Origin of the sequence: Micromonospora sp. NBC_01405 (assembly GCF_045040155.1) — a bacterium.
Classification (GTDB): domain Bacteria; phylum Actinomycetota; class Actinomycetes; order Mycobacteriales; family Micromonosporaceae; genus Micromonospora.
In genome coordinates this window covers 2,195,219-2,215,705 of the sequence record NZ_CP109532.1, presented here as the reverse complement: position 1 = coordinate 2,215,705, position 20,487 = coordinate 2,195,219, and the positions used below count along the sequence as shown (strand labels likewise).

Genomic DNA, 20,487 nt, shown 5'->3' with positions numbered 1-20,487 from the left:
GAGGAAGGAGAAGGAAGTCATGCAGGCCAGTTTCGATGCCACCGGCGAGGTGCTCGTGGTCACCGGCGGCGCCAACGGGATCGGCGCCGCCCTCGCCCACGCGTACGCCGACGCGGGCGGCACGGCCGTGGTGTTCGACGTGACACCCGGCCAGCCGCACCCCGGCGGGCGGGTGCACGAGCACCGGGTGGACGTGTCCGACCGGGACGCGGTGCACGCCGCCGTGGCCCGGGTGCTCGCCGAGCACGGCCGGATCGACGCCCTGGTGGCCGGCGCGGCGGTGCAGCCCCGGTGCGACGTGGTCGACATGGACCCCGAGCAGTGGCGCCGCACGATGGCGGTGAACCTCGACGGGGTTCTCTGGTGCGCGCAGGCGGTCCTGCCGGACATGATCGCCCGCCGCTCGGGCACGATCCTGGTCTTCGCCTCGGGCCTGGCCACCGCCGGCCGGGCGCAGGCGTCGGCCTACGCGGCGAGCAAGGGGGCGTTGATCGCCTTCGCCAAGTCGCTCGCCGCCGAGGTCGCCGAGCACCGGATCCGGGTGAACACCGTCTTCCCCGGCGTGGTGGACACCCCGCAGTTCCAGCAGGCCAACCCGACCGGCGGCGAACGGGAACACTGGGAGCGGGCGACCGGCATCGGCACGCCGGCCGACGTGGTCGGGCCGCTGATGTTCCTGCTCTCACCTGCGGCGACCATGACCGGATCCACCCTTACCCGTGACCGGGCGTACCCGATGAGCGAGGCGAAATGAGCGACACGACCGAGCAGCTGCCGGTGGGAATCGTCGGTGCCGGGCCGGTCGGCCTGGTCACCGCGTTGGGCCTGGCCCACTACGGCGTACCGGTGGTCGTCTTCGAGGAGGACGAGCGGCTGTCGCTGGACACCAAGGCCGGCACCGTCCTCACCCGCACCCTGGAGGTGCTGCACCGGTACGGCGCCCTGGACGACGTGCTGGCCGGGTCGCTGCGCATCGACGAGATCGGCGAGCTGGACCGGGCCACCAACACCCAGACGCTCAGCGTCCGGACCGGCGACCTGACCGAGGACACCCGGTTCCCGTTCATCATCAACATCCCGCAGCACGAGCTGGAGCCGATCCTGCGGCAGCGGCTGGACGCCACCGCCCCCGGCGCGCTGCACATGGGGCACCGGATGCTCGACTTCGTCCAGCATCCGGACCGGGTGGACCTGCGGCTGCGTACCGCCGAGGGGGAGCGGACCGTGCCCGTGCGGTACCTGCTGGCCTGCGACGGCGGCCGGTCCGTCGTCCGGGAGCAGATCGGCGCGGTCGTCGAGGGCGAGACGTACCAGGAGCGGTACATGCTGGTCGACCTCAAGGTCGACCTGGACGTGGAGAACCCCCGCGACTACCCGTACCTGGCCTACTTCGGTGACCCGAAGGAGTGGATGATCCTGGTCCGCCAGCCGCACTGCTGGCGCTTCCTCTACCCGCTGCCAGCCGGGCAGGCCGAGCCGAGCCGGGAGGAACTGGTCGACAAGGCGCGCCGGTTCATCGGGGACACCAAGACCCTGGAGATCGTCGGCACCAACGTCTACAACGTCCACCAGCGGGTGGCCGACCGGTGGCAGGACGGGCGGGTCTTCCTGCTCGGCGACGCCGCGCACCTGATCACGCCGATGTGGGCGCTGGGCCTGAACACCGGCGTCCTGGACGCCTCCAACCTGCCCTGGCGGATGGCCTGGGTGCTGCGTGGCTGGGCCGAGGAGAGCCTGCTCGACGGTTACCAGGTCGAGCAGGAGCCGGTCGCCACCAAGGGCTCCGCGTCGATGGCCGCGGCGGCGCGGGCCTACATGGCCCGGCGGGCGGACGACCCGGGGGTGATGACCGCCGGCAACTGGGGCAACGCGTTCACCCGGGCCATGCTCGGGGTACGCCTCGACGTGGACGGCACGGGCGACTGGTCGATGGTCGCCGCCGGGGACGAGCCGCTGCCGGTGCTGGCCGGGGCGCGCAGCCCCGACCTGCCGCTGTTCGGCCAGTCCGGCACGGTGCACCTGCACGACCTCGTGGCCGATGCCTTCGTGGCGCTGTACTTCACCGACCCCCGCCGGGGGCCGGCGTTGCCGCCGCAGGACTCGCCCGCGCTGCGGCACCACGTGGTGAGCCGGTGGGACGCGCCGCACGACTCCGGGCTGCGGGACCGGGCGCTGTTCGACCCGGGCGACCGGGTGCGACGCCGGTTCGGGGTCGCCGATGACACCCTGGTGCTGGTCCGCCCGGACGGGCACGTCGCGGCGATCGTCCCGTTCGATCCGGCCACCGGCGTCGACACGGCCGCCCAGCTCTACGCCCGGATCACCGGCTGCCCACCGCCCCGTGACCCGGCCTGACCACCCCATCGTCTGCGAGAGGGATGACAATGAGTAACTACGGTCACGCGACCGCCCCGGACGGAAGCCAGGTCGAGCTGGGCGCCGTCGGCCAACGGGTGGTCTTCGAGAACGACCAGGTGCGGGTCTGGGAGATCAGCCTGGAGCCCGGCGAGCAGCAGCCCTGGCACCACCACCTCAACCCGTACCTGGTGATCGCGCTGGCGGCCGCCGACAACCGGATCGACGCGCTGGCCGGCGGCGACCCGCGGCTGGTGCACGAGGCCGTCGGCGGGGTGGTCTACCGCGCGCCGGGCGAGGTCCACATGCTCACCAACCACGGCACGACCCGCTACCACAGCCGGCTCGTCGAGCTGAAGTGCCTCGGGGAGAACCTCGTGGCCGGTCAGGACGACCAGTGAGCGACCTGCCTCCGCTCGTGCCGGCCCCGCCGGTGCCGGCCGGCGTCGACCCGCAGGAGTGGGCCAACAACCTCTCCGAGCCGTCGAACTACGGCGGGGAGGCGGCCGACCGGTCGCGGGAGGAACTGGTGCCCGCCCCGGGCGGCGTGGTGCTGGCCCGGTTCCGCGAGATCCTGCTCCAGACCGACGAGCTGGACTGGGCGGACAAGACGCTCGCCGGCCTCTCGCACAAGGCGCTGTGGCGCGACGACGAGACCGAGGCGTCCATCTCGCTGATCCGGTTCCGCAAGGGGTCCGGCATCCCGCTGCGCCACTCGCACGCGTCCAACCAGTTCATGTTCTGCCTCAGCGGCCGGTACACCTACGTGCCCACCGGGCTGACCCTCACCTCGGGCTCCTTCTACTGGAACCCGAAGGGCAGCCTGCACGGGCCGACGCTCGCCGAAGAGGAGAGCGTCCTGCTGGAGATCTACGACGGGCCGCACTACCCGACCCAGCCGCAGTGGTACACCGATCCGGCGGACGCCCACTAGCCCCACCCTCGGAAAGAGAGGATGACCATGCCCAAGCAGCAGATCGTTTCCCCCGAGCTGGCCGTCCCGAACGGTCACTTCGCCCAGGCCACCCAGGTCAGGGCGCGGGGCCGGATGGTGTTCGTGTCCGGCATGACCGCCCGCAACCGCTCCGGCGGGGTCACCGGCGTCGGTGACGTCTCCGCCCAGACGCACCAGGTCTGCCAGAACCTGCGCGCCGCGATGACGGCCGCCGGCGGGTCGCTGGAGGACATCGTGCGGGTGGACGTCTACGTCCGCAACATGGAGGACTTCAACGCCATCCACGAGGTGCGCCGGCAGTACTTCACCGGTGAGCCGCCGGCCTCGACGATGGTGGAGGTCTCCAAGTTCGTGAACAAGGACTACCTCATCGAGATCAACGCGATCGCCGTGATCGACGACGGGCAGGACGCCTGATGAGGCTCGCCAGCGTGCTCGCCGAGGGCGGCCGGCGGATCGGGGTGGTGCACGGTGACACCGTCGCCGTGCTCCCCGCCGAGCTGGGCGGGCTCGACGAGGCGATCCGGGGTGGCGCGGACGCGTTGGACGCGGTTCGCGCCGCCGCGCGGCAGGTCGAGGCGGTGCCGCTGGCCGAGGTCCGGCTCGACGCGCCGCTGCGCCGGTTCAACCGGGACATCCTCTGCACGGGCTGGAACTACTGGGACCACTTCGAGGAGTCGCGCGGCAAGCGGGAGGGGCAGGACCCCGCGGAACCCCCCAAGCACCCGACCTTCTTCACCAAGGGCCCGGACACGGTCGTCGGCCCGTACGACGACATCGCCTACGACCCGCGGATCTCCGCCAAGTGGGACTACGAGGCGGAGGTGGCGCTGGTCATCGGCGCGGACTGCCGTTCGGTGAGCGAGGCGGACGCGATGTCGTACGTGGCGGCGTTCTGCGTCGCCAACGACGTGTCGCAGCGCGACCTGCAACGCGCGCACGGCGGTCAATGGCTCAAGGGCAAGAGCATCGACGCCACCATGCCGTTCGGGCCGTGGCTGACCACCGCCGACGAGGTGCCGGATCCGGCTGACCTGCGCATCCGGTGCGAGGTGAACGGTGTGGTGCTCCAGGACGCGTCGACCGCGCAGATGGCTTTCCCATTCGCCCGGATCATCGCCGAACTGAGCTGGGGGATGACCCTGCGGGCCGGCGACGTGGTGCTCACCGGAACGCCGAGCGGCATCGGGAACGCCCGCGATCCGCAGGTGTTCCTGAACGACGGCGACCTGGTGGTGACCCGGGTGGAAGGGCTCGGTGAGCTGCGAAACCGAGTGCGGCTCACGAAGCTGCACTGATCCCTGGCGGGTGCGGGACGGGGCAACGTGGCACCGCCCCGCACCATTCCACGGCGGCGAAATTGGTACCATTTCCAAAGCGCGCCGGTGCGTTTGTGGGATCACCCGGAACACCCATGAACCAGGATCATGTCCCGCATGTTTCCGGAGACGACGGGACGCGGACGGCATCCACCAGCGGCTTTACCCGGAGGCACACCGTGGCAGCAACGCATCGTAGAACCGTCCTGGGTGACGCCGGCGATGACGGTCGGGTCGGTGCCGGTGGAGCCGACGGGCAGCACCGCACCCTCGCCGACTCGGCGACCGCGGTCCTGCACGAGGCGATCCTCACCGGTCGGCTGCCGGCCGGCACCCCGCTGCGGCTCAACGAGATGGCCGACCTGCTCGGCATGAGCATGAGCCCGGTCCGGGAGTCGATCCGGCGGTTGGCCGCGATCGGCCTGGTCGAGGTGGTCCAGCACAAGGGCGCCTGGGTCATGCCGCTGACCGTCGAGGACGCGGCCGACACCCATGAGGCCCGGATCGCCATGGAGACGGCGCTGATCGAGCGGGCGGCGACCCGGTTCACCGCCGCCGACGCCCGGCGCGCCGAGGCGGCACTCGACGAACACGTCGCCGCGTCCGAGCGCGGCGACGCCACGGCTGCCCGCCGGGCGCACACCGAGTTCCACTTCACCATCTACCGGGCTGCCGGTTCGCGCTGGCTGCTGCGCGGCCTGGAGCCGGTCTGGGAGAACAGCGAGCGGTACCGGTTCGCCACGGTCACCCCGACCGGGCAGAACGAGGAGCGGGTCCGGGAGCACCGGGCCATCCTCGACGCGTGTGTGGCGGGGGACGTGACGGCGGCGGTGGCCGCCGTGCAGGTCCACATCCAGCACGCGGCCGACCGGGTGATCGGCAAGATGAACATCGACGCCGCAGAGGTGCCCGCGGCCCGGGAGCCGGTGCGCGCGCGTACCGGCAGATGACCACCGGCCCCGGTCGGGCCCAACCGATAAGGAAGACCAGTGTCCGGCATCGACATGCACGCCCACCTCGCCCCCGACCTGCGCCCCGCCGATCTTCCCGGGGTCGCGGTCGACGGTGACGGCGCGGCCCTTCTCGGCGGCAAGCGGGTCGGCCCGACCGACCTGTACCACCCGGACCGGCTCGAAGACCACCTGGACCGGGCGGGGCTGGACGAGGCGATCGTCAGCGTGCCTCCGCCCTTCTACCGCCAGCGGTTGTCGGGGCCGGAGGCGGCGGCGTGGGTCCGCGCGGTCAACGACGGTCTGCTCGCCGTGGTCGCCGACCGGCCCCGGCTCACCCCGCTGGCGTACCTGCCGTTCGAACACCCCGAGGTGGCGCTCGCCGAGTACGACCGGATCGCCGCCGACGACCGCTGGGCCGGGGTGGTCGGTGCCGCCGGTGGAGACGCCGGGCCGTTGGACGGCCCGGCGCTACGCCCGCTGTGGCAGCGTCTCGACGCGGACCGGCGCACCCTGCAACTGCACCCCGCGCACTCGGCGGATCCCCGCCTGGAGCCCTACTACCTGGCCAACCTGCTGGGAAACCCGGTCGAGACGACGGTGGCGGTGGCCCAGCTCGTCTTCGGTGGGGTGCTCGGCGAGCACCCGGGGATCCGGTTCGTGCTGGTGCACTGCGGCGGTTGCGTGCCGGCGGTGGTCGGGCGCTGGGAGCGCGGGCACACCACCACCCGGCCGGGCGTACCGGTGCTGTCGCCCACTCCGGCCGAGGCGGTGCGCACCCTCTACGTCGACAACCTCGCCCACGACCCGGCGGTGGTCGACCTGGCGGTGTCGGTCTTCGGCGCGGACCGGCTGGTGCTCGGCAGCGACTGGCCGTTCCCGATGGGCACTGCCGACCCGGCCGCCACGGTGACCCACCGGGGCGGGGACTACGCCCGGCAGGTGGCCACCGACAACGCGGCGCGGGCCCTGGGACGGGCACCCGCTGGTCCGTGACCACGGCACCCCTGGTCCTGCACGTTGCCTTCAGCATCCATTCATGGGACGCGCAGGGCCGGGGTGGTGGCTGGCCTGACCGGCTGTGGCCGTGGGGGATGACTCGGACATGCCCCGGGGTGCTGGCGATCATGCTGGTCGCGCCGAAGGGTGTGATCGGATACGCCGACAGGTTGAGATGGCAAGCGCTGGCGCTGCCACGGAGGAGGCGTACCGGTGGACGAGACGAAGCTGCTGGTCGGTCGCGGCCTGACCAAGCGGTACGACGGGGTGACCGCGTTGGCGGACGTGTCGTTCGAGCTGCGAGCCGGGGAGATCCTCGGGCTGGTCGGGCCGAACTCAGCCGGCAAGACGACGCTGGTGGACCTGATCTCCGGTGCGCAACCGGCCACCGCCGGTGAGCTGCTGCTGCGTGGGCAGCGGCTCACCGGACCGGCCTCCCGCCGAGCCCGGGTCGGGCTCGGCCGCACCTTCCAGTACCCGCAGTTGGCGCTGCGCCTGAGCGTCCTGGACAACCTGCTGCTCGGTCGGCACGCGCAACGACACAACACGCCGTGGCGGAAGATCGCCGGCACGTTCACCGGTGGGGGACGGCCGCACCGGGCGGCCGACCGCGAGGGCGTCCGCCAGTTGGCGAATGAACTGGGCATCGGGGGCCTCGACCGCGAGGCGGGCGACCTGGCCCCGAGCGAGCAACGACTCGTCGAGGTCGGTCGGGCACTGGGCCAGGACCCGGTGGTGCTGCTGCTCGACGAGCCCTTCGCCGGCTCCGACGCGCAGGGCGTGGCCGCTGTCGCCAAGGCGATCCGGAAGGTCCAGCGGCGGGGCCACGGGGTGATCCTGGTCGACCACAACGTGGAACTGGTCGCCCGACTGGCCGACCGGGTGCTGCTGCTCGACCGGGGTCGGGTCGCCTTCGACGGCGATCCCCGGGAGTGCCTGGCGAGCCCGCAGATGCGGCAGGTCTACCTCGGCTCGACCGACGCCGACTGATCACGCCGAAGAGGGTGACCACACCGACGTCGAGGACCGAGTGGCGGCCGGTGCCGTGACCAACGACGCGCCGGCCGGAGCCGACGCCGGGGCGCTGGCCGCCGATGGCGTGCCACGCCAGGGGAGGCCAGCGCCCCGGCCAAGTCGTGAGGGTCTCCGGCTTGGCAGGCCCCAGGGGATGCGCGCCCTGCCGACATCATCGGCTCCTGCCGGGTCGGCCCTCGCCGGGTCGGCCCACCCTCCGTTGGCCCCTATGGAGCTGCCCCGTTTGTGCTGTCGACGGAGCGGGAGCGTGGACGGGGCAGCTCCATAGGGGCCGAAGGGCAGGTGCCCGACCCATTCGTCAGGCCGCCACCCGGCCGCCCGGCGTACGGGGCGGCACGGCATGGCATGGCATGGCATGGCACCGCATCGGGCGGCCTAGGGGCGACCTCCCGGGGCATGCGCGGGAGCCTGCTCGCCACCTCCGTGGTGGCGGGGAGCCGACCGCGCTGGACCGTCCTCGGCAGCCCTCGGCGACGGATCAGAACGTCGGAGCCAGGTAGAGGAGCCGGTTGGGTGAGCCGGCGCCCGGGTTGCCCACCGCTACGTTGGCGACGCCGAACAGGTAGCTCGCCACCTGGGCCGGTGTCCACGTCGGGTAGTTGCTCAGCACCCGGGCCGCCGCCCCGGCCACGTGCGGTGCGGCGTGTGAGGTGCCTGCCAACGTCTGCACCGCCGAGGGCGAGCCGATCCAGGCGGACCTGATGCCCACGCCGGGGGCGAAGATGTCCACGCAGGAGCCGTAGTTGGAGAAGCTGGCCCGGCTGTCGTTCGACTGCGTCGCGGCCACGGTCAGCGCGGTCGGCACCGACGCGGGTGAGAAGTTGCAGGCGTTGGCGTTCGAGTTGCCGGCGGGGACCGTCACGGTGATGCCGTCGGCGACGGCGTTGGCCACCGCGCTGTTGAGCGCGTTGTTGAAGGTGGACTGGACCCCGATGTTCGCGACGGCGGGCTGCCCTGCCTGGTGGTCGCCGACCATCCAGTTGATGCCGCTGATCAGGATCGACAGGGTGCTGGGCAGGACGCAGTCGAACACCTTGACCGCGACCAGCACGACGTTCTTGGCCACCCCGTGCGTCGTCCCGCCGACGGTGCCGGCGGCGTGGGTGCCATGCCCACTGCAGTCGTCCGCCGGCAACATGCCGTCGACCGCGTCAACGCCGTAGATCGCCTGACCGCCGAAATCCTGGTGCCCGATGTAGATCCCGGAGTCGACGATGTACGCCCTGACTCCGGTGCCCTGACTGACGAAACTGTAGGTGCCGCTGAGCCCCAGCGGTGCGTCGATCCGGTCCAGGTTCCATGGCGCGTTCAGTTGCGTGGTGGCCAACGTGGTCAACCGGTCCTGCTCCACCTGGGCGACCGTCGGGTCGGCGGCCAGCCGGCGGGCGACCGCCTCCGACGCCCGCATCGAGAAGCCGTTCAGGGCGTCGCCCCAGACCTGGTCCGGGTGCACGCCGTAGCGGCCGGCGAGGCTGCTGACCACGCTGGACGCCGTGGACCGGCCGCCGACCGCGCTCTCCTTGAGCGTCACGATGTAGCTGCCGGGAACCGCCGTCGCGCTGCCGGCGCCCAGGATCTCGCCGATCGCACCTGGCGTCGGCTCGGCAGCGGCTGCCGAGGACGCCGGACCGGCGAGCATGGTGGCGGCCAGGGTCGTGGTGGCGAGGACGGCCATGACGGCCAGCCCGGGTCGACGGCTGTGGGTGAAGATCGCCCTGTGGCGGAGTCTCATCTCTGCGCCATCCCTCTGCTCCGGCCGTTCCATCGCGCTCGTGACGCCGATGGAATGGTCTGGTCGGTTTTCGGGATCGTACTGCGCGATTGCCTCGACGGCGATTGACTGAATGCGCCAACCAATCGACGGGGCTCTTTTTGGCATGGGGTGCCAATAACTGTTCCCGGAGGTATCAGGAGGCCGTACGAGGGCTCGCACTCCCGATCAACGAGATCCGGGCCGCCTCGCGGGGCCGCGGACCGATCTGCTGGGGGCAGGCGCGCCCCCCGAAGCGGATCGGTCCGCGGCCGATCGACTCAGCTGACGGTCACGGAGACGGTCTTCGGCGGCTGTTGCAGCTGACCGTAGTTGTCGGTTCCCCTGACCGAGACGGTGTAGGCACCCGCGGGGACCACCGGTGACGTGTACGCGAAGTTCGACCCCGGGGAACCCGGGCTGGTGAGGAAGACCGAGATCCACGGGAAGTTGCCCGGGACGGACGGCGTGCTGAACACGCCGGAGGCGTTCATCCCCTGGCCGGCGCCGTTGACGATCTGGACGTCCACCCGAAGCATCCCGACATCGTCCACGGCACGTCCGGTGACCACGATCCTCGAGTCCGTGTAGACCTCGCCGTTCTGCGGGGTGAGGCTCGGCTCCAGCCGTGGGTCGAGATCGCCCGGATACACGAGGTACCGAGCGGTGGCGCCGGAAGTCGAACCGTCCTGCTGGCCCGCCGTGTCGACGGCCCACGCCTCGACGCTGTACTCACCCTTGGTCGGCAGGTCGATCGACAGGGCGAATGTGGTGCTCGTCGCGCCGGGCGAGGCGAGGGTGGCGTTCACCGTGGCGAAGCTCGCCGCCATGGTGCCGTTCGGCTGCACGTACCGGCCGGTGTCGAGGTCGCGCAGCGCCACCCGCACGCTCTGCACGCCAATGTTGTCCGTCGCGGTGCCGGCCAGGTTGAGGTGCAACTGGTCGACGTTCTGGTCGACGCCGGTGAAGTTCAACAGGCCGTTCGGGAAGGCGTCACCGGGCACCTGGGCGGTGACGGTGAGCCGGCCCAGGTTGGCGGTCGCCGTGCTCAGGCCCAGGTTGTCGGTGGCCCGCACCCGGAAGTCGTACACGCCGGGCGTGAGCGGCACGGTGGTGTAGGACCAGTTGTACGACGGGGCGTTCAGGTTGATCGGTGAGACCCGGTGGTACGCCGCGATCGAGTCGGCGCCCCACGTGCCGTCGGCCGCCAGCGCCTCGCGCGTGGTGTTGTTGCGCAGGTAGATCTCGACCGACTTCAGGGTGCCGTCGTCGCTGGCGGTCCCCGAGAACGTGATCGAGCCGCCCGGCGCGACGGTGACCGGCGCGGCGGCGGTGGGCGGCGTCATCGGCGTGGGGGTGCTGACGGCCACCGACGGCGCGACGCCGGTCGCCGAGATGATCCAGTCCCGGGTGTCGCCGCGCAGGTCACCCTGACCGGCGTTGTCGATGGCGGTGGCCGTCATCTTCCACTCGCCCTCGGTGGGGAGGGCCACCTCGACCTGCCAGGTGGTCGACAACGCGCCGATGACGTCCGGCTCGCCCCGGAAGGTGTTGTAGACCGGTGCGGCCGTCCCGTCGTCCTGGAGGTACTGGTTGTCCGACCTGCGGAACGAGTACGTCATCGCGCTGACGCCCTTGTCGTCGCTGGCGGTGCCGGTCGCGACGAAGCTCTGGGCGGCGACCAGGCCGGCGGGCGGCGAGGTGATCTTCGTGGTCGGCGGCAGGTCGTCGAAGCTGAAGGTCTCGATCTTCTTGACGGCCTTCGAGGCATCGCTCTGGCCGTTGTTACCGAACGTCTTCGCCTGGACCTGGTATTCGCCGACGGGGAGCGACACGGTGAGGGACCACGAGGTCGAGGCGGTGTTCACCGCTGCGACCGTCGCGTTGATGCTGTTGGCGGCGCCCCACGTCGTGAGGTCGTCCTGCAGGTACTTCTTGGAACCCCGGTTCTGGATCTCGATACCGACCTTGGTGACGCCGGCCGGAGAGGTCGCCTGCCCGCCGAGCGCGAACGGCGCGTTGGCCTGCTTGACCGCCCCCTCGATGGGCGTGACGATCGTCGTGTCGACCGGCGAGGGCGCCGGTGCCTGGGTGAGGTCGAAGAACCCGACCCGCCCCACCGGCAGGCCGCCCTTGGTGTTGCCGTCGCCACCGACGAAGAGGCCGCGCGGGGTGGCCAGCATCGCCTTCTCCCCTTCGTACGAGCTGGAACCCGGGTTCCACTCGATCGCCGTGCCCGTGGCCGGGTCGAGCGCGCCGAGGTGGTCACGGCGGACCACCTGGTCGCCGAGACCGTAGCCGCTCAGGCCCTGGCCCGTGCCGTACCCGACGTTGTCCAGGCCGGGCCACGGGACGTTGGAGGTCGGCGATTCCTGCCAACTGAAGTGGCCGCCGACGTACACGGCCGTCTCGGTGATGGCGACCGAGTAGATGCTGTCGAAGTGACGCGACACCCAGGTCGGCTCGACGTGGTCGGCGCCGGTCACCGGGAACGCGATCGCCGTGTCGTTGATCGGCGGGCGGTCGCCTCCCGAACCGCTGGTGACGACGAAGTAGGAGTCGTCCGGCGCGACGTCACCGGCGAAGACCCGCTGGATGCCGCCGACGAAGGAGAGGTTGTCCTCCCACAGGCGGGTGCGCCACGGCAGGAGGGCCTTGGTGGCGGTGTCGACGAGACCGACGCCGTAGCGGTCCTGGCCGGCGATCTGACGACCGGTGTGGATGACCAGCAGTTTGCTGCCGTTGTGCGTCAGCTTGAGCTGCTGCACGGTGAGCATGCCGCCGACGCCGATGCCGCCGGACAGGGGCAGGTTGAATCCGCTGTCGACCGCCCCCGTCGTCGGGTTGAGCGCGACCAGCCCGGTGCGGTTCACGCTGTTCACCTTCGTGAACTGGCCGCCCACGTACACCGCGGTGCTGCTCACGGCCAGAGCGGTCGCGCGCCCGTTCCCCTGCGCGGTGAACGCCGCGATCGGAGCGCCGGTGACCGGGTCGAGCCGTACGATCTTGCGCTTCGTCAGGCCACCGACCGTGTTGAACGAGCCGGCGACATAGAGCGACGAGCCGTCCGGCGAGGCCTCGACGGCCTCGACGGATCCGTCGAACGTCGGCTGGAAGCCGGTGTCGATCAGGCCTGTGTCGATGTTGTAAGAAGCCAGCGACGGCTGCGCCACCGGCGTCCCGCCGACGTTGGCGATCGCGGTGAAGGAGCCGGCGATGAAGACCCGGTTGCCGATCACCTCGATGTCGGTGATCTCGCCGTCGGTGATCCTCGGTACGTCATTGCGCGGCGTGCTGGGAACCAGCCCGGTGTGTCCCGGCACCGACAGTGCCGCAGCCGTGCGGACGGCCGTGCGGGTCGCATCGCCGCCGATCGTTCTTGTAGCGGCGCGAGCGCTGGTGCTCGCGACCTCGTCGGCGGCACTGTCCTGCACAGTGCCCGCAGCCGCCGGTTGGCCTGTCAACAACACAGCCCCGGCGACCAGACCCGCGATGGCGCGGCTCCGAACGTGCATCGAGACAACCCCCTGTAAAACGCCTGAATCGCGTCGCCGGGTCGATTCCCGGCAACGTCCATCCCTGGCGTGCCGGAAGTCACCGTAGGAGGTCGCCATCCCTTGTGTACGGACGCCCGTCGGAAACCCGACCGGTCGACATCTGTTCCGGTCCTACCGGCCGGGTCCGCCGTCCTTGGATCCAGACCCGCCCCACCAATCGGCTCGGTCGCTCTGTGAAGGAATCGACGAGGCTTCACCGCCGTGGCAGCCGACACGCCCGGACTCGACATGTGGGGTGTGACAACGCCGTAGTCCCTATATATGGTGTCGACCGTAGCTGGTTCGGCCGCTCATCCGGGGCGGTCGAGGCAAGAGGGAACCCGGTGGAAATCCGGGACTGCCCCGCAGCGGTGAGTGGGAACGACCGCCGTCATCAGCACTGGGCCGCCAGCGGCCTGGGAAGCGACGGCCAGTAGAAGACCGGCGAGCCCGGTCACGCCCGCGAGTCCGAAGACCTGCCAGCGCGCCGCGCACCCATACCGGGGTGGGCGGCGGTCCGAGGCCGCGTGGGACGGCCGACGCCACCTGACCCGCGCCCCGCCGGCGTGACGTCCGCCGGTGTCTGTCTCCACGCGCCCGAAGGCCATCAGGTCTCGAGCCCGCGAGGAGTGAGTGGTGGCAGTCACCGAGGTTGTCCCGGCCGATGGCATGGTGGCCGACGAGGCAGCCCTACCGGGCCCGCGGCGGACGCAGATGCGCGTCCGTAAGCGCGACGGCGGCACCGAACCGGTCGATGTCAACAGGATCGTCGGAGCGGTCGAGCGGTGGACGGTCGGCCTCGCCGACGTCGACCCGTTGCGGGTGGCGACGCGGACGATCAGCGGCCTGTACGACGGCGCGACGACCGCCGAGCTGGACCGGCTGTCCATCCAGACCGCGGCCGAGATGATCGGTGAGGAGCCGCAGTACTCGCGGCTGGCCGCCCGCCTGCTGGGTGGCTACATCGACAAGGAGGTCCGCAGGCAGGGCATCGGGTCGTTCAGCGAGGCGATCCGACGGGGCCACGTCGAGGGCCTCATCGGCGACGGCACCGCCGCGTTCGTCGCCGCCAACGCCACCCAGCTCGATGACGCCGTCGACCCCCACGGTGACCTGCGGTTCGAGTACTTCGGGCTGCGCACGGTCCACGACCGGTACCTGCTGCGCCACCCGACGAGCCGGCTGGTGGTGGAGACCCCGCAGTACTGGTTGCTGCGGGTGGCCTGCGGCCTGTCCCACGCCCCGGACGAGGTGATCGAGTTCTACCGGTTGATGTCGAGCCTGGCGTACCTGCCGAGTTCGCCGACGTTGTTCAACTCCGGCACCCGGCACACCCAGATGTCCTCCTGCTACCTGGTCGACTCCCCGCGCGACGAACTGGACTCGATCTACCAGCGGTACGCGCAGGTGGCGAACCTGTCGAAGTTCGCCGGCGGCATCGGCATCGCGTTCTCCCGGGTCCGGTCGCGGGGCGCGCTGATCCGGGGCACCAACGGGCAGTCCAACGGGATCGTGCCGTGGCTGCGGACGCTGGACGCCTCGGTGGCGGCGGTCAACCAGGGCGGCCGGCGTAAGGGCGCGGCCTGCGTCTACCTGGAGCCGTGGCATCCGGACATCGAGGAGTTCCTGCAACTGCGGGACAACACCGGTGAGGACGCCCGGCGCACCCACAACCTGAACCTGGCCAACTGGGTCCCGGACGAGTTCATGCGCCGGGTGGAGGCCGACGGGATGTGGTCGCTGTTCGACCCGGACGTGGTGCCGGAGCTGCCGGACCTGTGGGGGGACGAGTTCGACGCGGCGTACCGGGCGGCCGAGGCGCAGGGCCGGTACGTGCGGCAGGTGCCGGCGCGGGAGCTGTACGGGCGGATGATGCGGACCCTCGCGCAGACCGGCAACGGGTGGATGACGTTCAAGGACGCCGCGAACCGGTTGTGCAACCAGACCGCCGAGCCCGGCAACGTGGTGCACCTGTCCAACCTGTGTACCGAGATCGTCGAGGTGTCCAGCGACGCCGAGACCGCCGTGTGCAACCTCGGCTCGGTCAACCTCGCCGCCCACCTCGCCGACGGCGGCATCGACTGGGAACGGCTGCGCGCCACCGTCCGCACCGCCGTGACGTTCCTCGACCGGGTCATCGACATCAACTACTACCCGACCCCGCAGGCCGCGGCGAGCAACCCCCGCTGGCGACCGGTCGGCCTCGGCCTGATGGGCCTGCAGGACGTGTTCTTCGCCCTGCGGCTGCCGTTCGACTCCCCGGAAGCCCGGGAGCTGTCCACCCGGATCAGCGAGGAGCTGTACCTGACCGCCCTGGAGACCTCCGCCGACCTGGCGGAACGCCTCGGAGCCCACCCGGCCTTCGCCGAGACCCGGGCGGCACGCGGCCAGCTCCAGCCGGACCTGTGGGGCGTCACGGGCAGCCAGGCGCAGCGCTGGGGGGCGCTGCGGGAGCGCGTCGCCGCGCACGGCCTGCGCAACTCGCTGCTGGTGGCGATCGCCCCGACCGCCACCATCGCCTCCATCGCCGGCTGCTACGAGTGCATCGAGCCGCAGGTGTCCAACCTGTTCAAGCGCGAGACCCTGTCCGGGGAGTTCCTCCAGGTCAACACCGCTCTCGTACGCGAACTGAAGGCCCGCGGCCTGTGGACCGACCAGGTCCGCTCGGCGATCAAGCGCGCCGAGGGATCGGTGCAGGGCATCACGGAACTGCCGGCGGAGGTCCGGCAGCTGTTCCGTACGGCCTGGGAGTTGCCGCAGCGGGCGCTGATCGACCTGGCCGCCGCCCGCGCCCCGTTCATCGACCAGTCACAGTCGCTGAACCTGTTCCTCGCCGCTCCGACGATCGGCAAGCTCTCCTCGATGTACCTGTACGCCTGGAAGGCGGGGCTGAAGAGCACCTACTACCTGCGGTCCCGCCCCGCCACCCGGATCCAGCAGGCCACGGTCGCACCCGTCGGCCCGGTCAGCGCCGTAGGCCCGGTTGGTGTCGTCGGTCCGGTTGGTGTCGTCGCGCCGGCGGTGACCGTCGACGAGGCGGTGGCCTGCTCCCTGGAGAACCCCGAGTCGTGCGAGGCCTGCCAGTGACCGCCCCGACCGACGCCACCGCCACCGACCCGAGGACCACACACATGCTGCTCGACCCGGGGATGGACCTCACCCTCCGTCCGATGCGCTACCCGCACTTCTTCGACCGGTTCCGCGACGCCATCCGCAACACCTGGACCGTGGAGGAGGTCGACCTGCACGCCGACCTCGCCGACCTCGACCGGCTCTCCCCGGCGGAACGGCACCTGGTGAGCCGCCTCGTCGCGTTCTTCGCCACCGGCGACACCATCGTCGCCAACAACCTGGTGCTGAACCTCTATCAGCACGTCAACTCGCCGGAGGGCCGGCTCTACCTGTCGCGGCAACTGTTCGAGGAGGCCGTGCACGTCCAGTTCTACCTGAACCTGCTCGACACGTACGTGCCCGACGAGGCCGAGCGGTTCGCCGCGTTCGACGCCATCGAGAACATTCCCTCGATCCGGCGTAAGGCCGAATTCTGCTTCCGCTGGATCGACTCCCTCCAGGACCTGCGGGAGCTGCGCTCGAAGCAGGACCGGCGGGTGTTCCTGCTCAACCTGATCTGTTTCGCCGCCTGCATCGAGGGGCTGTTCTTCTACGGGGCCTTCGCCTACGTCTACTTCCTGCGCTCCCGGGGACTGCTGCACGGCCTGGCATCCGGCACCAACTGGGTGTTCCGCGACGAGTCCATGCACATGGCCTTCGCCTTCGACGTGGTCGACACCGTCCGCCGCGAGGAACCGGACCTGTTCGACGACGACCTCGCAGACCAGGTACGTCTGATGCTCACCGAGGCCGTCGAGTGCGAGGTCCAGTTCGCCGAGGACCTGCTCGGCCACGGCGTGTCCGGGATGTCCCTGGCCGACATGCGCCAGTACCTCCAGCACGTCGCCGATCGGCGGCTCGCGCAGCTCGGCATGCCCGTCCACTACGGGTCGACCAACCCGTTCGCGTTCATGGAGTTGCAGGACGTGCAGGAGCTGTCCAACTTCTTCGAACGGCGGGTGTCGGCGTACCAGGTCGGGGTGACCGGCACCGTCGGCTTCGACGACGACTTCTGAGCCGACCGGGACAGGCGAATCGCTCGGCGTCGGCTCAGTTCCGCGATGGTGAGAGGCCGATCGCCGGCTCGGGGTAGTCCGGCAACTCGATGTTGTTGCTGCGATCCTCGGCAGTCCTGAGCATCATGGTCATGAGGAGTGGCCGGTTGAGGAGTCCGTTGCGTACCCGCGCCGCAGCGGCGGTACGCGGCGCGAAAAACTTGCCTGTGGTGTCGCCGCCCTTCTGGCAGCGCCGGGCGAAGCCGGCGAGCAGCCGTTCGTAGCGTGGGAACGCGACGGTGTGGTCGCCGTCGGCGGCAGCCAGTTCGCCGGCTAGGACGTACGCCGCGACCACCGCGGTGCCGGTGCCCATCCCGCCGATCGTGGCTCCGCAGGCGGCGTCACCGATCACGGCGATCCGGCCGCTGGACCACGGCGAGAGGTCCACCCGGCAGATCGAGTCGAAGTAGAAGTCGGTCGCCTCCTCCAGCGCGGCGAGGAGCCGTGGCACCTCCCATCCCAGCCCGGCGAACCGCTCGCGGACGATGCCACGCTGCTGGTCGGAGTCGTGCCGGTCGTAGTCGATCCGGGGCGCGGCGAACGCCACGAAGGCGCCCGCCCTGGACGGATCGCGGTGATCGCCACCGATGCTGGCCATCCGGCCGGGGGCGTTGTACAGCAATGAGTGCCGGTCGAGTCCGAACTCGTTCGGCAGCCCCCAGGTCGCCACGTAGTAGCCGAGGTGCCGGACGAAGCGTTCCTCCGGCCCGAAGGTCAGCCGGCGTACGGCCGAGTGCACCCCGTCGGCGCCGATCACCAGATCGAAGGTACGGCGCGTGCCGCTGGTGAAGGTGACGTTCACGCCCTGCGACGTGTCGGTCATGGTCGCGATGCTGTCACCGAACAGGTATTCGGTGCTGTCTCGGCTCCGCTCATGGAGCACCCGGGACAGGTCGAAGCGTGGCACTTCGATGTCGCCGCCCGCGAAGTCGGCCGGCACTTCCATCAGCTTGCGGCCGGCGGCGTCGACGAAGCGCATCGCGGTGCCGCCGGTCTGCACCTCGCGCAGGTCATCGAGTACGCCCATCCGCTCCAGCACGCTCAGGTGGGTCCGGCCGCGGAAGTCGACGCGGTTGCCACCGGCCCGCAGGCCAGGCGCGATCTCGACGACGGTCGGCCGGAAGCCGTACCGGCCCAGCCAGTACGCCAGCGCCGGCCCCGCAATGCTGGCACCGGAGATCAGCACGGTCGAATTCTTCATGACGAGCCCTCCAACAAGAAACAGTGTCCGACGGACACTATCGTTACTGTGTACCATGGAAACAGATTGTGGACAACAACCAGACGCGTGGAGGCCAGGTGTCGAGCGACTTCCTGTGGGAAGGCCGGGCGCAACCGACCCGAGGACCCAAACCCGCCCTGAGCCTCGAGCACATCGCTGACGCGGGGATCGCGATCGCCGACGCGGAAGGCCTCGCGGCGGTGACCATGCAGCGGGTGGCCGCCGACCGCGGGTTCACCAAGATGTCCCTCTACCGGTACGTGGCGGGCAAGGGGGAACTCGTGGCGCTCATGGTCGAGCGCGCGATCGGTGTGCCCCCGGCCATCGACCCGGCCGACTGGCGGGCCGCCCTGAAACAGTGGGCCCACCAGCTGCTCGACGCGTACGTGCGGCACCCCTGGACGGTGGAGGCGATCCTCGGTCCCCGGGCCGTCGGCCCCAATGAGCTGGGCTGGATGGAGTGCGCGGCGAGCATCCTGCCGTCCACCGGGCTGACCGGGAGCGAGCGCCTCGACGCGATCGGGGTGCTCGCCGGCCATGTCCGCGCGATCGCCCAGCAGGCCATGGTGGGCCGGCAACCCGAAGCGGACCTCACCGCCGAGATCGCCGAGCAGTTGCGCCGCCACGGCGACCGCTTTCCCGCACTGGTCGCGACGATGGCCGCGGCAGCCGCCGACGGCGGGCACGACCAGGCGTTCGAGTTCGGTCTGGACCGGATCCTCGACGGTCTCGACCTCCTGGTCAACCGGCGTGGCGGCTGAGTGATCAGCGGACGGACGTCCCGATTCTCTCGGCGATCGCCGATGGCTGAAACGGCCACGTACCCCCGCGTGTGGGAGTGCGCAGACCCTCCAGCCCCGGTCGCCCTGCGTCAGCGAGGTCGATCAGGCGATCGGTAGCGAATTGACGTCCGGCGGTTGGCAGTCACTGGGCGCATAGCGGACGCATAGAAGGCGCAGATTGCCGTCGGCAATGCTGGCCGCCATCGATGTTGTGCGGTTTCGGGTGAGACCCGACCGCACACATTCACTGTCAGAACCTGAGAGGTGGATATGACCAACAACATCAAGGCGGGTGCCCAGATGGTGGACCACGCGGAGAACTTCGTCGACCTCGACGACCTCGACCTCGCCGGGATCGACGTCGAGGCCGGCGAGATCGCCGGTGGTATCAACTGGACCTCGATCATCCCGACCACCGGCTGCACCAGCACCACCAACCGGTGCGGCGGCGGCGGATCGTACTGATCGTCCCGTAGATAGGTAAAGATCGATGCGACAGCTCGCCGCTACGTTGCTGTGGCTGCGCGACGGTCCGGACGAGGTCCAGAGCCTGGTAGCAGGCCTGGATCTCGTTCGTCGCGCCGCAGCCGAGGACGCCAGTGAGGCGTGGCTCTGCATGATTGCCAACGGCACCGCGCACTACCTTTCGACGTATGCGCCCGGTGACCTGCTGTCCCGGGCATACACCGGAACCAACGCGGTTTACGGCGTGGTCGCCCAGGTCGGTCGGCTGGACCGGGGCCCGGACGGTGAGCTGGTGGTCGACGGGTGCTGGCGGTTCGGCTCCGGCGCGGACCGGGCCACCTTCATGGCCATGGGGTGCGAGCCGGTTCAGGGCAACCGCACCACCGTGCTCATCGACCGCGCCCGACTGCACATCGAGCACCCGTGGGAGGGCCCGGGCCTGCTCGGCACGACGAGTCACACCCTGAGTGCCCGGCGCCTGGGGGTGCGACCTGAGGACGTCATCGAGATGTCGGCCATCTCGACGAATCGTCCGCTGGGGATCTACGCCGATGCGGAGCTGTTCCTGGCGAACATGCCCGGAGTGGCGATCGGGCTCGCCGAGCGGCTGCTGGAGCTGCTGGGTCCCGGCCTGTCGCCGGGATCGCCCTGGCAGGCCGCCTACGCCGAGGCCGAAAGTCGTACCATCCTGGCCCGACGCGGTCTGACCGGGATGCTGCACGGCTTCGACGCGCTGGCCCGGGACGGGCGGCTGCGGCCGTTCGCGCCGGCCCTGCGGGCGGAATACCGCGCGGTCCTCTCCGCCGCCTACCACGTCTGCCTCGACGCGGTTCTCGCCCTGATCGAGGCCTGCGACTCGGCGGACCCCGGTGTGGAGCAGCGGCTGGCCGAGGCGCGTCTGGACGCCGCCACCATGAAGCCGCACGCGGCCATGCGGCCGCACAGATGACGGA

General features: G+C 70.6%; 17 protein-coding genes and 1 riboswitch. Of the genes, 14 read left to right on the top strand and 3 right to left on the bottom strand.

What is annotated here, in order from left to right:
* Positions 1-19: 19 nt before the first annotated feature.
* From OG559_RS08740 to OG559_RS08700, 9 genes are all read left to right on the top strand, one after another.
* The gene (locus OG559_RS08740) at positions 20-754 is read left to right on the top strand and encodes an SDR family NAD(P)-dependent oxidoreductase (protein WP_405114132.1); all 735 of its coding nucleotides are present in this window, start codon (positions 20-22) and stop codon (positions 752-754) included.
* Positions 751-2,355, top strand: a complete 1,605-nt coding sequence (locus OG559_RS08735; RefSeq protein ID WP_405114130.1) for an FAD-dependent monooxygenase — start codon at positions 751-753, stop codon at positions 2,353-2,355. The genes OG559_RS08740 and OG559_RS08735 overlap by 4 nt, the downstream gene beginning before the upstream one ends.
* Before the next feature lie 29 nt (positions 2,356-2,384).
* Positions 2,385-2,756, top strand: coding sequence for a cupin (locus OG559_RS08730; RefSeq protein ID WP_405114128.1), 372 nt, complete (start codon positions 2,385-2,387; stop codon positions 2,754-2,756).
* Positions 2,753-3,289, top strand: a complete 537-nt coding sequence (locus OG559_RS08725) for a cupin domain-containing protein (protein ID WP_405114126.1) — start codon at positions 2,753-2,755, stop codon at positions 3,287-3,289. The genes OG559_RS08730 and OG559_RS08725 overlap by 4 nt, the downstream gene beginning before the upstream one ends.
* A 27-nt stretch (positions 3,290-3,316) precedes the next feature.
* Complete coding sequence (locus tag OG559_RS08720; RefSeq protein ID WP_405114124.1) at positions 3,317-3,727, top strand: RidA family protein; 411 nt, start codon at positions 3,317-3,319, stop codon at positions 3,725-3,727.
* Positions 3,727-4,608, top strand: a complete 882-nt coding sequence (locus tag OG559_RS08715; protein WP_405114121.1) for a fumarylacetoacetate hydrolase family protein — start codon at positions 3,727-3,729, stop codon at positions 4,606-4,608. The genes OG559_RS08720 and OG559_RS08715 overlap by 1 nt, the downstream gene beginning before the upstream one ends.
* A gap of 200 nt (positions 4,609-4,808) precedes the next feature.
* The gene (locus OG559_RS08710) at positions 4,809-5,579 is read left to right on the top strand and encodes a GntR family transcriptional regulator (protein WP_405114118.1); all 771 of its coding nucleotides are present in this window, start codon (positions 4,809-4,811) and stop codon (positions 5,577-5,579) included.
* Between the two features lie 39 nt (positions 5,580-5,618).
* On the top strand, positions 5,619-6,575 hold the full coding sequence (locus OG559_RS08705; RefSeq protein ID WP_405114116.1) for an amidohydrolase family protein: 957 nt from the start codon (positions 5,619-5,621) through the stop codon (positions 6,573-6,575).
* Positions 6,576-6,791: 216 nt separating this feature from the next.
* On the top strand, positions 6,792-7,568 hold the full coding sequence (locus OG559_RS08700) for an ABC transporter ATP-binding protein (protein WP_405114114.1): 777 nt from the start codon (positions 6,792-6,794) through the stop codon (positions 7,566-7,568).
* Positions 7,569-8,091: 523 nt separating this feature from the next.
* Here the strand turns inward: OG559_RS08700 and OG559_RS08695 are convergent.
* Positions 8,092-9,345: a S8 family peptidase gene (locus OG559_RS08695; protein WP_405114112.1), complete on the bottom strand. Its 1,254-nt coding sequence runs from the start codon at positions 9,343-9,345 to the stop codon at positions 8,092-8,094.
* 299 nt (positions 9,346-9,644) lie between these two features.
* Positions 9,645-12,878, bottom strand: a complete 3,234-nt coding sequence (locus OG559_RS08690) for a hypothetical protein (RefSeq protein ID WP_405114110.1) — start codon at positions 12,876-12,878, stop codon at positions 9,645-9,647.
* A 303-nt stretch (positions 12,879-13,181) separates the two neighbouring features.
* A riboswitch (cobalamin riboswitch) is annotated at positions 13,182-13,398 on the top strand.
* 170 nt (positions 13,399-13,568) lie between these two features.
* Here OG559_RS08690 and OG559_RS08685 point away from each other — a divergent pair.
* Complete coding sequence (locus tag OG559_RS08685; protein WP_405116498.1) at positions 13,569-15,986, top strand: ribonucleoside-diphosphate reductase subunit alpha; 2,418 nt, start codon at positions 13,569-13,571, stop codon at positions 15,984-15,986.
* 44 nt (positions 15,987-16,030) lie between these two features.
* Complete coding sequence (locus OG559_RS08680; RefSeq protein ID WP_405116495.1) at positions 16,031-17,026, top strand: ribonucleotide-diphosphate reductase subunit beta; 996 nt, start codon at positions 16,031-16,033, stop codon at positions 17,024-17,026.
* Positions 17,027-17,060: 34 nt separating this feature from the next.
* Here the strand turns inward: OG559_RS08680 and OG559_RS08675 are convergent, their stop codons facing one another.
* Positions 17,061-18,266, bottom strand: a complete 1,206-nt coding sequence (locus tag OG559_RS08675) for an FAD-dependent monooxygenase (protein WP_405114108.1) — start codon at positions 18,264-18,266, stop codon at positions 17,061-17,063.
* Between the two features lie 98 nt (positions 18,267-18,364).
* On the opposite strand from OG559_RS08675, the gene OG559_RS08670 reads away from it, so the two are divergent.
* The 3 genes from OG559_RS08670 (at position 18,365) to OG559_RS08660 (ending at position 20,483) form a co-directional block, all read left to right on the top strand.
* Positions 18,365-19,048, top strand: a complete 684-nt coding sequence (locus OG559_RS08670) for a TetR/AcrR family transcriptional regulator (RefSeq protein WP_405114106.1) — start codon at positions 18,365-18,367, stop codon at positions 19,046-19,048.
* A 291-nt stretch (positions 19,049-19,339) separates the two neighbouring features.
* Positions 19,340-19,534, top strand: a complete 195-nt coding sequence (locus OG559_RS08665; protein ID WP_350883965.1) for a hypothetical protein — start codon at positions 19,340-19,342, stop codon at positions 19,532-19,534.
* Between the two features lie 25 nt (positions 19,535-19,559).
* Positions 19,560-20,483: a hypothetical protein gene (locus OG559_RS08660; RefSeq protein WP_405114104.1), complete on the top strand. Its 924-nt coding sequence runs from the start codon at positions 19,560-19,562 to the stop codon at positions 20,481-20,483.
* The last annotated feature ends 4 nt before the right edge of the window (positions 20,484-20,487 follow it).